Source organism: Streptomyces sp. NPDC029159, assembly GCF_055564055.1.
Window position 1 is genome coordinate 46,964 of record NZ_JBVHWT010000005.1, and the last position, 12,341, is coordinate 59,304.

Genomic DNA, 12,341 nt, shown 5'->3' on the forward strand with positions numbered 1-12,341 from the left:
CTTTCCGTGAGCACCTTTCAGGCCCCCAAGGGCACGTACGACCTGCTTCCCCCCAATTCCGCGACCTACCTCGCGGTCCGCGAGGCGATCTCCGCGCCGCTGCGCAACTCCGGCTACGGCTACATCGAGACGCCCGGCTTCGAGAACGTCGAGCTGTTCGCCCGCGGCGTCGGTGAGTCCACCGACATCGTGACCAAGGAGATGTACGCCTTCGAGACCAAGGGCGGCGACCGGCTCGCGCTGCGCCCCGAGGGCACCGCCTCCGTACTGCGCGCGGCCCTGGAGGCCAACCTCCACAAGGGCGGCAACCTCCCCGTCAAGCTCTGGTACTCCGGTTCGTACTACCGCTACGAGCGTCCGCAGAAGGGCCGCTACCGCCACTTCTCACAGGTCGGCGCGGAGGCCATCGGCGCGGAGGACCCGGCGCTCGACGCCGAGCTGATCATCCTTGCCGACCAGGCGTACCGCTCACTGGGGCTGCGCAACTTCCGCATCCTGCTCAACTCGCTCGGCGACAAGGAGTGCCGCCCGGTCTACCGCGCCGCCCTCCAGGAGTTCCTGCGCGGCCTCGATCTGGACGACGACACCCGCCGCCGCGTCGACATCAACCCGCTGCGCGTCCTCGACGACAAGCGGGAGTCCGTCCGCAAGCAGCTGACCGGCGCCCCGGCGCTCGGCGACTACCTCTGCGAGGCGTGCAAGGCGTACCACGAGCAGGTCCGCGAGCTGCTGACGACGGCGGGCGTCGCCTTCGAGGACGACGCCAACCTGGTGCGCGGTCTTGACTACTACACCCGCACCACCTTCGAGTTCGTCCACGACGGCCTCGGCTCGCAGTCCGCGGTGGGCGGCGGCGGCCGCTACGACGGTCTCTCCGAGATGATCGGCGGCCCGGCGCTGCCGTCCGTCGGCTGGGCCCTCGGCGTCGACCGTACGGTGCTGGCGCTGGAGGCGGAGGGCGTCACGCTCGACATCCCGGCGGCCACCGCGGTCTACGCCGTCCCGCTCGGCGAGGAGGCCCGCCGGGTGCTGTTCGGCCAGGTCACCGCGTTGCGCAAGGCCGGGATCGCGACGGACTTCGCCTTCGGCGGCAAGGGCCTGAAGAACGCCATGAAGTCGGCGAACCGCTCCGGCGCCCGGCTGGCGCTGGTCGCCGGTGAGCGCGATCTGGCCGAGGGCGTCGTCCAGCTGAAGAACCTGGAGAGCGGCGAGCAGACCGCCGTGCCGCTGGACGCGGTGGTCGACGAGGTCCGGCGCACGCTGGGCTGACCCTCCGCGACGGGACGGCCGGACGGGGCCGGGGCGGGCACCTTCGGGCGGCCCGGCTCCGGCCCCGTTCCGTTTCCGGGGCGGCCGCCCGCGTCAAGGCCGCTCCCGGCCGTTCACCCTCCTGATCGGTGCGTACCGTGCCCACGGCGGGAAGGCGCGGCGCGCAGGGCGGCGACAGTGCTGTTGGGGGCCGTTCGGTGCGGTGACGCGGGCGGTGCCGGGGCCCGTGGGGACCGGTCGGTACGGCCTCGCAGACGTTCCTCTTTATGTCCTTCGAACGGTGGCACGCACGGTCGGTGGGGCAGAATGTGGACGCGGCCGCTGCCCGCGGGCCCGCTTGTCCACCCCACCCCACAAGGGATCGACGGAACCGCGATATGACGACGACAGCGCTTGACGACGTGTCCACCGATGACGACCGCGACGGCGACGGCGGCACCATCGGGGCGGGCCGCGGACTCTCCTGGCTGCTGGTGATCACCGGTGCGCTGGGCATCCTGGCGTCGTGGGTCATCACGACCGACAAGATCGAGCTGCTGAAGGACCCCAACTTCAAGCCCGCGTGCAGCTTCAACCCGATCATCTCCTGCGGCAGCGTGATGCAGAGCGCCCAGGCCGAGGTCTTCGGATTCCCGAACCCGATGGCCGGGATGCTCGCGTTCCCCGTGGTCGTCGCGATCGGCGTCGGTCTCCTGGCGGGCGCGCGCTACCGCCGCTTCTACTGGGTCGGCCTCAACATCGGCACCCTGCTGGGCACGGTGTTCTGCATGTGGCTGATGACGCAGTCGCTGTACCACATCAACGCCCTGTGCCTGTGGTGCACGCTCACCTGGTGCGCCACGCTCCTGATGTTCTGGTACACCACCGTCCACAACATCAAGCACCGCATCATCCCGGTGCCCGCCGGACTGCGCAGCGTGGTGCTGGAGTTCCACTGGGTCGTCCCGGTGCTCTGGTACGGCACCATCGGGCTGCTGATCCTCACCCGCTGGTGGTCGTACTGGTCGTCGCTGCTCTGACCACCTCCGTGCCCGGGGCCGCCCGGCCGCCGATCCCGCGTGGACCGGTGGCCGGGCGGCGTTGTCAGTGGGGTGACATAGGCTCGTGAGCGTGGAGCCCGACCTGTTCACCGCCGCCGCCGAAGACCGTCAGGAGAAGGACCCCGCGGGGTCCCCGCTCGCCGTACGGATGCGCCCGCGCACCCTCGACGAGGTCGTGGGCCAGCAGCATCTGCTCAATCCGGGGTCGCCGCTGCGGCGGCTCGTAGGAGAAGGCAGCGGCGGGCCCGCGGGCCCGTCCTCGGTCTTTCTCTGGGGCCCGCCCGGCATCGGCAAGACCACCCTCGCGTACGTCGTCAGCCAGGCGACCAACAAGCGGTTCGTGGAGCTGTCGGCGATCACCGCGGGCGTCAAGGAGGTGCGGGCGGTCATCGACGGTGCGCGCCGCGCCTCGGGCGGCTTCGGCAAGGAGACCGTCCTCTTCCTCGACGAGATCCACCGCTTCAGCAAGGCCCAGCAGGACTCCCTGCTCCCCGCGGTGGAGAACCGCTGGGTCACCCTGATCGCCGCCACCACCGAGAATCCGTACTTCTCGGTGATCTCCCCGCTGCTCTCCCGCTCGCTGCTGCTCACCCTGGAGCCGCTGACCGACGACGATCTGCGCGGCCTGCTGAGCCGGGCGCTGACCTCGGGGCGCGGGTTGGGCGGTGCGGTGACGCTGCCCGAGGACACCGAGGCGCATCTGCTGCGGATCGCCGGCGGCGACGCCCGGCGCGCGCTGACGGCGCTGGAGGCGGGCGCGGGCTCGGCGCTGGCCAAGGGCGAGGCGGAGATCACCCTCCGGACGCTGGAGGAGTCGGTCGACCGCGCCGCGGTGAAGTACGACCGGGACGGCGATCAGCACTACGACGTCGCCAGCGCGCTCATCAAATCCATCCGCGGCTCCGACGTCGATGCCGCGCTGCACTATCTGGCGCGCATGATCGAGGCGGGGGAGGACCCGCGGTTCATCGCGCGGCGGCTGATGATCTCGGCGAGCGAGGACATCGGGCTGGCCGATCCGTCCGCGCTGCAGACGGCGGTGGCCGCGGCGCAGGCGGTCGCCCTGATCGGCTTCCCGGAGGCCCGGATCACGCTGAGCCAGGCCACCATCGCGCTCGCCCTGGCCCCCAAGTCCAACGCCGCCTACCTGGCGATAGACGCCGCGCTCGCCGACGTCCGCGCAGGTCAGGCCGGTCCCGTCCCGCCGCATCTGCGCGACGGCCACTACAAGGGCGCCGAGAAGCTGGGCCACGGCAAGGGCTATCAGTACCCGCACGATCTTCCCGGCGGCATCGCGGCCCAGCAGTACGCCCCGGACGCGGTGCACGGCAAGCGGTACTACTCCCCGACCCGGCACGGCGCCGAGGCGCGGTACGCCGATGTCGCCGACCGGGTCCGCGCGCGGCTGCACGGCGGCTCCGCGGAGAGCTGAGGGCGGGGCGGTCCGGCCGCGGCGTCAGCCGGCGGCGCCGGGCCCCCGGCCGTCACCCCTCCGCGGCCTCGAAGAGCGTGTGCATCGCGCGCCGCAGCTCGGCGACGTCGCGGACGGGCTCGGGGAAGTCGAAGCGCGCATCGAACGGCGCCTTCCCGGCGCCGGTGAAGCGCACCCGCAGCCCGAAGCGGTCCAGGGCCACCGGCGTGGCCTCGTCGCGGGCGCCGCACACCGTGGCGCTCCGCTCGCCGAGCAGCCCGCACAACCCGCGGACCTGCGGTCCGTGCGCGGCGTGCAGATGCTGCAGCAGCTCGGCCTCGTGGGCGACGAGCGGATCGGGCGCGGCCGCGGCGAACTCCTCCGGCTCGACGGCCTCGGCGCCCCACAGGTCGTCCACCGCGCATTCGCCGACCTCCAGCCGGAGCATCAGCCATCCGGCCCGCCCGGGGATGCCAGGCGCCGGCTCCGGCTGGACGGCCTCACCGATCCCGAGCAGCTCACCGACGGGGTGGCGCTCGGCGAGCAGCGCCGCACAGCGGGCGCGGTCGTCGTTGCGTACGGGAGTGAGCCAGCCCGCCACCCAGGCGCGGCCGCGGACCCGGTGGGGTACGGAAACCGGCGCGACATCGGTGATCTCCATCACGGCTGCCAGGTCGTCGTCCTGGGCGTATGCGGCGGCGCGGGCGGCCGCGGAGTCGCCAGGAGCCAGCAACAGCAGGTCTCCCTCGGGGTGCACGGTCCGGCAGACCGGTGCCGAGAGTCCGCTGGGGTCGGGGTCCTCGACTCCGGGAATGCTCAGCGAACCCATACCATTGGATTCGACGAGGGTGCGTACGCGCTCGGCCGCCGATGGCCGGGCGTCTTCCACGGGACGCGGCTGACCCGCCTCGGTGCCCTGAGCGGCATCGGGCAGGGGGATCCCAGGTCGAAACATGCGTTCTCCTCGCGCTAAGGTAAGCCTCACCTAACTTACATGGAGGTCCGTTCCACGTGAACCAGTCGCGTCCCAAGGTCAAGAAGTCCCGCGCGCTCGGTATCGCCCTGACGCCGAAGGCCGTCAAGTACTTCGAGGCCCGTCCCTACCCGCCCGGCGAGCACGGCCGTGGCCGCAAGCAGAACAGTGACTACAAGGTCCGTCTGCTCGAGAAGCAGCGTCTGCGTGCGCAGTACGACATCAGCGAGCGCCAGATGGCGCGTGCCTACGACCGCGCTCGGAAGGTCGAAGGCAAGACGGGCGAAGCCCTCATCGTCGAGCTGGAGCGCCGTCTGGACGCGCTCGTCCTGCGTTCGGGCATCGCCCGCACGATCTACCAGGCGCGCCAGATGGTCGTCCACGGCCACATCGCCGTGAACGACCGCAAGGTCGACAAGCCCTCCTTCCGCGTCCGCCCCGGCGACGTCGTGATGGTCCGCGAGCGCAGCCGCGAGAAGCACCCCTTCCAGGTGGCGCGCGAGGGCGGCTACGCCCCCGACGGCGAGACCCCCCGCTACCTGGAGGTCAACCTCCAGGCGCTGGCGTTCCGCCTCGACCGGGACCCCAACCGCAAGGAGATCCCGGTGATCTGCGACGAGCAGCTCGTCGTCGAGTACTACGCCCGCTGAGCCAGGCGTAGCCACCGGCACCTTCCGGCCCGCCGACCCTCCCCGCAGCTCGCGGGGGCGGTGCGGCGGGCCGTTGCCGTTCCCGGCGGCGGGGCCGGGGCGGTGGCCGTCCGGACCGTACAATCGGCCGGTCACCCTGCCTTCGGCCCCGTCCGCCGACCGCAAATCCGGTCGGCCGGGCCGTCCCGGCGCGATAGGGTCAAGGGTGCCGTTCGAGCAGGACGGAAGCCGGAGCGGGACAGTGCGGACGCCCCTCGCGGCGGCGGTGTCGGAGAGTGTCGGAGAGTGGTGCCAGCGTGACCGGTGGAGAGGTGGCGGGGATCCTGGTCGCCGTCTTCTGGGCGATTCTCGTGTCGTTCCTCGCCCTCGTACTGGTGAGGCTCGCGCAGACGCTCAAGGCGACGACGAAGATGGTGGCCGAGGTCTCCGACCAGGCCGTTCCGCTGCTCGCCGACGCGTCCGCGACGGTCCGCTCGGCGCACACCCAGCTCGCCCGCGTCGACGCCATCGCCTCCGACGTGCAGGAGGTCACCGCCAACGCCTCCGCGCTCTCCTCGACCGTCTCCTCCGCCTTCGGCGGACCGCTGGTCAAGGTCGCCGCCTTCGGCTACGGCGTACGCCGCGCGATCGGGAAGAAGGGCGCGCCGGAGCCCGAGCGCACCGTCGTCGTCGGCCGTACCCTCCCCGGCGCCCGCCGCGGCGCGCGCCGCAACCGTCGCTCCAAGGACTGATCACCGCGATGTTCCGCCGCGCATTCTGGTTCACCACCGGCGCCGCCGCCGGCGTCTGGGCCACCACCAAGGTCAACCGCAAGCTGCGCCGGCTGCAGCCCGACAGCCTCGCCGCGCAGGCCGGGGAGAAGGCCGTCGAGACCGGCCACCGGCTGCGCCGCTTCGCGCTGGACGTCCGCACGGGAATGGCGGACCGTGAGGAACAGTTGCACGAAGCGCTGGGCCTGACCGCGCCCGGTGACGCCCGCGAACTGCCCGTACCGCGCTCCCGCGCGGTGCTCGAAACGCCCCACCCCACCACGAGAGCGACCGGACCGTCCGGGATCGCCGGACCGACTGGAAATGAGGACCACTGATGGAGTCGGCTGAAATCCGCCGCCGCTGGCTGCGCTTCTTCGAGGAGCGCGGGCACACCGTCGTGCCGTCGGCGTCGCTCATCGCGGACGACCCGACGCTGCTGCTGGTCCCCGCGGGCATGGTGCCGTTCAAGCCGTACTTCCTCGGCGAGGTCAAGCCGCCGTGGCCGCGCGCCACCAGCGTGCAGAAGTGCGTGCGCACCCCCGACATCGAAGAGGTCGGCAAGACCACCCGCCACGGCACGTTCTTCCAGATGTGCGGCAACTTCTCCTTCGGCGACTACTTCAAGGAAGGCGCCATCAAGAACGCCTGGGAGCTGCTGACCAGCTCCCAGGAGGACGGCGGCTACGGCCTCGACCCGGAGAAGCTCTGGATCACCGTCTACCTCGACGACGACGAGGCCGAGCGCATCTGGCACGAGGTCGTCGGCGTGCCCAAGGAGCGCATCCAGCGCCTGGGCAAGAAGGAGAACTACTGGTCCATGGGCGTCCCCGGCCCCTGCGGACCGTGCTCCGAGATCAACTACGACCGCGGCCCGGAGTTCGGCGTCGAGGGCGGCCCGGCCGTCAACGACGAGCGGTACGTCGAGATCTGGAACCTCGTCTTCATGCAGTACGAGCGGGGCGCGGGCATCGGCAAGGAGGACTTCGAGATCCTCGGCGAGCTGCCCAGCAAGAACATCGACACCGGCCTCGGCCTGGAACGCCTGGCGATGATCCTCCAGGACGTCCGCAACATGTACGAGACCGACACCCTGCGTGTCGTCATCGACAAGGCCACCGAGCTGACCGGCGTCCGCTACGGCGCCTCCGACGACACCGATGTCTCGCTCCGCGTCGTCGCCGACCACATGCGCACCTCCACGATGCTCATCGGGGACGGCGTCACCCCGGGCAACGAGGGCCGCGGCTACGTCCTGCGCCGCATCATGCGCCGCGCCATCCGCAACATGCGCCTGCTCGGCGCCACCGGCCCGGTCGTCGCCGAGCTGCTGGACACCGTCATCAAGACGATGGGCCAGCAGTACCCGGAGCTGCTGGAGGACCGTCGCCGCATCGAGACCGTCGCCCTCGCCGAGGAGGCCGCCTTCCTCAAGACGCTGAAGGCCGGCACCAACATCCTCGACACCGCCGTCACCGACACCAAGGCCGCCGGCGGCACCGTCCTCGCCGGCGACAAGGCGTTCCTGCTCCACGACACCTGGGGCTTCCCGATCGACCTCACCCTGGAGATGGCCGCCGAGCAGGGCCTGACCGTGGACGAGGACGGCTTCCGCCGCCTGATGAAGGAGCAGCGGGAGCGCGCCAAGGCCGACGCCCAGGCCAAGAAGCACGGCCACGCCGACCTCTCCGCCTACCGCGCCGTCGCGGACGCCTCCGGCGCCACCGAGTTCACCGGCTACCGCGCCACCGAGGGCGAGTCCACCATCGTCGGTCTGCTGGTGGGCGGCGTCTCGTCGCCCGTCGCCCACGAGGGCGACGAGGTCGAGATCGTCCTGGACCGCACCCCCTTCTACGCCGAGGGCGGCGGCCAGCTCGCCGACACCGGCCGGATCAAGCTGGAGTCCGGCGCCGTCGTCGAGGTCCGCGACGTCCAGAAGCCGGTCCCCGGTGTCGTGGTCCACAAGGGCGTCGTCCAGGTCGGCGAGGTCGTGGTCGGCTCCGGCGCCTACGCCGCGATCGATGTGACCCGCCGCCGTGCCATCGCCCGCGCCCACAGCGCCACCCACCTCACCCACCAGGCGCTGCGTGACGCCCTGGGCCCGACCGCCGCCCAGGCCGGTTCGGAGAACTCCCCGGGCCGCTTCCGCTTCGACTTCGGCTCGCCGGCCGCCGTGCCCGGCGCCGTGCTCACCGACGTCGAGCAGAAGATCAACGAAGTGCTCTCGCGTGAGCTGGATGTGCACGCCGAGGTCATGAGCATGGAGGACGCCAAGAAGCAGGGCGCCATCGCGGAGTTCGGCGAGAAGTACGGCGACCGCGTGCGCGTCGTCACCATCGGTGACTTCTCCAAGGAGCTGTGCGGCGGTACGCACGTCCACAACACCGCCCAGCTGGGCCTGGTGAAGCTGCTGGGCGAGTCGTCGATCGGCTCCGGTGTGCGCCGGGTCGAGGCCCTCGTCGGCGTCGACGCGTACAAGTTCCTCGCCCGCGAGCACACCGTCGTCTCGCAGCTGACGGAGCTGGTCAAGGGCCGTCCGGACGAGCTGCCCGAGAAGATCTCCGGTGTTCTCGCCAAGCTGAAGGACGCCGAGAAGGAGATCGAGAAGTACCGCGCGGAGAAGGTCCTCCAGGCCGCCGCCGGTCTCGCCGCCGAGGCCAAGGACATCCGCGGGGTGGCCCTCGCCGCCGCCCAGGTCCCCGACGGCACCTCCGCCGACGATCTGCGCAAGCTCGTCCTGGACGTCCGTGGCCGGATCCCCGGCGACCGCGCCGCCGTCGTGGCGCTGTTCTCGGTGGCCAATGGCCGCCCGGTCACGGTCATCGCCACCAACGACGCCGCCCGCGAGCGCGGCATCAAGGCCGGTGACCTGGTCCGTACCGCCGCCAAGACCCTCGGTGGTGGCGGCGGCGGCAAGCCGGACGTCGCCCAGGGCGGTGGCCAGAACGCCGCGGCCGTGCCCGAGGCGCTGGAAGCCGTCGAGCGGCTTGTCGCCGAGGTGGCCTGAGCGCGTGAGTGAGATTCGACGCGGTCGGCGCATCGCCGTGGACGTCGGGGACGCCCGGATCGGGGTCGCCTCGTGCGACCCCGACGGGGTCCTCGCCACCCCGGTCGAGACGGTTCCCGGGCGGGACGTCCCGGCGGCGCACCGTCGCCTCAAGGCGATCGTCGAGGAGTACGAGCCGCTGGAGGTCGTCGTCGGGCTCCCGCGTTCCCTGAATGGGGGAGAGGGGCCCGCCGCGGCGAAGGTCCGGGCCTTCGCCCAGGTACTGGCCGGGAACATCGCCCCGATCGAGGTACGCCTGGTCGACGAGCGGATGTCCACGGTGACCGCCGCACAAGGGCTGCGGGCCTCCGGGGTGCGCAGCAAGAAGGGCCGCTCGGTCGTCGATCAGGCGGCCGCGGTGGTGATCCTGCAGAGCGCGCTGGAGACGGAACGGACCTCGGGCCGGGCTCCGGGGGAATGCATCCGAGTGGTCATCTGATGGCAGTACGGTAACGTTCCGCGATGCGACGCGGCTGAGGAAAGCCGCGCAGGTAGAGGCGGGTCGGTACCACATCAGCGCTGGACAGGAGCGCGCCCGCCTCTCGGCTCAAGGGGATCGATGACCGAGTATGGCCGGGGCTACCGCTCCGAACCGTGGCATCCCGAGGACCCGCTCTACGGAGACCAGGGGTCCTACGGAGGGCACGCGCAGCGCCCTTCGTGGGGTGGCCGGGGCACCGCCCCGGCCCCTCCGCGGTACGACGGCGGCTGGGACGGCGCCGCATCCGGCGGTGCGCCGTACGACCCGTACGGCACCCAGCAGCCGCACGACCCGTTGACCGGCCCCTACGCCGATCCGTACGCCGCACCCGCCGGTTATCCGTCCCCGTACGAGCCGCAGGGGTACGCCCAGAACCCGGGCGGCCCCTACGACCAGGGGCCGTACGAGCAGTACCCGCAGGACCGGCGCTACCCCGCAGAACCGCAGTACCCGCACGACCCGGGATACCCGCAGGGCCAGGGATACCCAGGTCAGCCGGGGTATCCGCAGGAGCAGCAGTACCCGTACGAGCCGGGCTACCCGCAGGATCCGGCGTACGGTGAGCCGCACCAGCAGCCGTATCCGCCGCACGACCAGGGACCGGTCCCGCAGGCGGCGCCCCGTACGGACGGGCCGGAGGACGACTGGCAGCGGGACGGCGGGCGGGAGCCCGACCCCGACCATGCGTTCTTCGCCGACGACCCGGCGGACGACCGGCCGGACACGGACGACGAGGACGACCGCGCGGCCGACGACCGCTCCGGTCACGAGGGCCGCGGCAAGAAGACCAAGCGCCGGGGCGGCTGTGCCCGCTTCCTCATTGCCGTGGTGGTCGCCGCCGGTGTCGGCGGCGCCGGATACGTCGGCTACCGCTTCTACGAGAGCCGTATCGCCAGCCCCCCGGATTTCGCGGGCGAGGGCTCCGGCGCGCTCCAGGTGGAGATTCCGGACGGTGCGCCGCTCCAGCAAATGGGGCAGATCCTCAAGAAGGAAGGCGTCGTCAAGAGCGTGGACGCCTTCACCGCCGCGGCGGGGGAGAATCCGAAGGGCTCCGGGCTCCAGCCCGGCAGTTATTCGATGCGCCACCACATGTCGGCGGCGTCCGCCGTGGAGCTGATGCTGGACCCGAAGAGCCGTAACGGCCTGACGGTTCAGGAGGGTCTGCGGGCCGGTGCGGTCTACGACCTCATAGACAAGAAGCTCCGGGTGAAATCCGGCACCACGAAGGACGCCGCCGAGAAGAATCTCAAGAGTCTCGGACTGCCTTCCTGGGCCAACGACTCCTCGGAGATAAAAGACCCGCTCGAAGGGTTCCTCTACCCCTCGACGTACAACGTGGGCGGCCATGCCACCCCCACTGACGTGCTGAAACAGATGGTGGCGCGGGCCGATCAGGAGTACGCCCGCTACAACATGGTGGCGAATGCGAAGAAGTATCACCTCGAATCCCCGCTCCAGTTGCTGAGTGTCGCCAGCCTCACGCAGGCGGAGGGTATGACCCACGAGGACTTCCGCAAGATGGCCGCGGTCATCTACAACCGGCTCGATCCGAGCAATGCGGGCGTCACCCCGAAGCTCGAATTCGACTCGACGTACAACTACTTGAAGAACCAGAGCAAGATCAATATCGGGATCGGCGAGATCCGGAGTTACAACGATCCCTACAACACGTACTTCTACCGTGGTCTCCCGCCGGGGCCGATCGGTAATCCGGGCGCCGATGCGCTGAAGGCGGCGATCAACCCGGACAACTCCCAGAAGTGGCTCTTCTTCATCTCCGTCGACGGAAAGAAGACCGACTTCACCACCAATCTCACGGACCACAACAAGCTCGTGCAGAAGTTCAACGAACGGCAGCAGGCAGCGAAGCAGAATGGCTGAGGGCAAGGCAGTGTCGGACAGCAAGCAGGCGGCGGTTCTGGGATCGCCGATCGCCCACTCCCTCTCCCCGGCCCTGCACCGGGCCGCCTACCGGGAACTCGGCCTGGACGGCTGGGAGTACGGCCGCTTCGACATCGACGAGGCGGCGCTGCCCGCCTTCATGGAGAAGCTGGACGCGAGCTGGGCCGGACTCTCGCTGACCATGCCGCTCAAGCGCGCGATCATCCCGCTGCTGGACGGCATCAGCGCCACCGCCGCCTCGGTCGAGGCCGTCAACACCGTCGTCCTCACCGACGACGGGCGCCGCACCGGCGACAACACCGACATCCCCGGCATGGTCGCGGCGCTGCGCGAACGCGGGGTGACCCGGGTCGAACGCGCCGCCGTCCTCGGCGCCGGTGCCACCGCCTCCTCGGCGCTCGCCGCGCTCGCCCAGATCTGCACCGGCGAGGTCACCGCGTACGTCCGCAGCGCCGCGCGCGCCGCCGAGATGCGCGGCTGGGGCGAGCGTCTGGGCGTCGCGGTCACCACCGTGCCCTGGGAGGAGGCGGCCGAGGCGTTCGACGCCCCGCTGGTCGTCGCCACGACCCCGGCGGGCACCACCGACGCGCTGGCCATCGCCGTCCCCGAGACGCCCGGCACCCTCTTCGACGTGCTGTACGAGCCCTGGCCCACCGCGCTGGCGGCCGCCTGGTCGGCCCGTGGCGGCGCGGTCGTCGGCGGCCTCGACCTGCTGGTGCACCAGGCGGTCCTCCAGGTCGAGTTGATGACCGGGTGCGCCCCCGCGCCGCTGGCCGCGATGCGTGCGGCGGGCGAGCGGGCCCTCGGCGCCCGCTGACCC

Annotated in this window: 11 protein-coding genes; 10 read left to right on the top strand and 1 reads right to left on the bottom strand. The window is 71.2% G+C overall.

Translation table 11 applies throughout. The annotated features are described in order from the left end of the window. Nucleotides 1–6 precede the first annotated feature (6 nt). The 3 genes from hisS to ACZ4U4_RS12440 all read left to right on the top strand — a co-directional run bounded on the left by hisS (nucleotide 7) and on the right by ACZ4U4_RS12440 (nucleotide 3,741). Nucleotides 7–1,269 carry a histidine--tRNA ligase gene (hisS, locus tag ACZ4U4_RS12430; protein ID WP_467872249.1) on the top strand — a complete coding sequence of 421 codons (1,263 nt, stop codon included), beginning with the start codon at nucleotides 7–9 and terminating at the stop codon, nucleotides 1,267–1,269. Nucleotides 1,270–1,646: 377 nt separating this feature from the next. Then, nucleotides 1,647–2,288 carry a vitamin K epoxide reductase family protein gene (locus tag ACZ4U4_RS12435; RefSeq protein WP_467872252.1) on the top strand — a complete coding sequence of 214 codons (642 nt, stop codon included), beginning with the start codon at nucleotides 1,647–1,649 and terminating at the stop codon, nucleotides 2,286–2,288. A 91-nt stretch (nucleotides 2,289–2,379) separates the two neighbouring features. Then, on the top strand, nucleotides 2,380–3,741 hold the full coding sequence (locus tag ACZ4U4_RS12440) for a replication-associated recombination protein A (RefSeq protein ID WP_467872254.1): 1,362 nt from the start codon (nucleotides 2,380–2,382) through the stop codon (nucleotides 3,739–3,741). A gap of 52 nt (nucleotides 3,742–3,793) precedes the next feature. Here the strand turns inward: ACZ4U4_RS12440 and ACZ4U4_RS12445 are convergent, their stop codons facing one another. Next, nucleotides 3,794–4,549 (bottom strand): DUF2470 domain-containing protein, encoded by a 756-nt coding sequence (locus tag ACZ4U4_RS12445; protein ID WP_467873106.1) that lies wholly within the window; start codon nucleotides 4,547–4,549, stop codon nucleotides 3,794–3,796. A gap of 182 nt (nucleotides 4,550–4,731) precedes the next feature. Between ACZ4U4_RS12445 and rpsD the strand changes: the two genes are divergently transcribed. The 7 genes from rpsD to ACZ4U4_RS12480 all read left to right on the top strand — a co-directional run bounded on the left by rpsD (nucleotide 4,732) and on the right by ACZ4U4_RS12480 (nucleotide 12,338). After that, nucleotides 4,732–5,343, top strand: a complete 612-nt coding sequence (gene rpsD / locus ACZ4U4_RS12450) for a 30S ribosomal protein S4 (protein WP_030278547.1) — start codon at nucleotides 4,732–4,734, stop codon at nucleotides 5,341–5,343. Nucleotides 5,344–5,639: 296 nt separating this feature from the next. Next, a complete protein-coding gene (locus ACZ4U4_RS12455) occupies nucleotides 5,640–6,074 on the top strand; it encodes a DUF948 domain-containing protein (protein WP_467872257.1) in 435 nt (144 codons plus the stop codon). A gap of 8 nt (nucleotides 6,075–6,082) precedes the next feature. Next, nucleotides 6,083–6,430, top strand: coding sequence for a DUF6167 family protein (locus ACZ4U4_RS12460; protein WP_467872260.1), 348 nt, complete (start codon nucleotides 6,083–6,085; stop codon nucleotides 6,428–6,430). Then, on the top strand, nucleotides 6,430–9,099 hold the full coding sequence (alaS, locus tag ACZ4U4_RS12465) for an alanine--tRNA ligase (RefSeq protein WP_467872263.1): 2,670 nt from the start codon (nucleotides 6,430–6,432) through the stop codon (nucleotides 9,097–9,099). Before ACZ4U4_RS12460 ends, alaS begins: the two co-directional genes overlap by 1 nt. A 13-nt stretch (nucleotides 9,100–9,112) precedes the next feature. Beyond that, on the top strand, nucleotides 9,113–9,577 hold the full coding sequence (gene ruvX, locus ACZ4U4_RS12470) for a Holliday junction resolvase RuvX (RefSeq protein ID WP_030278556.1): 465 nt from the start codon (nucleotides 9,113–9,115) through the stop codon (nucleotides 9,575–9,577). Between the two features lie 120 nt (nucleotides 9,578–9,697). After that, a complete protein-coding gene (gene mltG, locus ACZ4U4_RS12475) occupies nucleotides 9,698–11,500 on the top strand; it encodes an endolytic transglycosylase MltG (protein ID WP_467872266.1) in 1,803 nt (600 codons plus the stop codon). Beyond that, nucleotides 11,493–12,338, top strand: coding sequence for a shikimate dehydrogenase (locus ACZ4U4_RS12480; protein ID WP_467872269.1), 846 nt, complete (start codon nucleotides 11,493–11,495; stop codon nucleotides 12,336–12,338). Before mltG ends, ACZ4U4_RS12480 begins: the two co-directional genes overlap by 8 nt. Nucleotides 12,339–12,341: the final 3 nt, after the last annotated feature.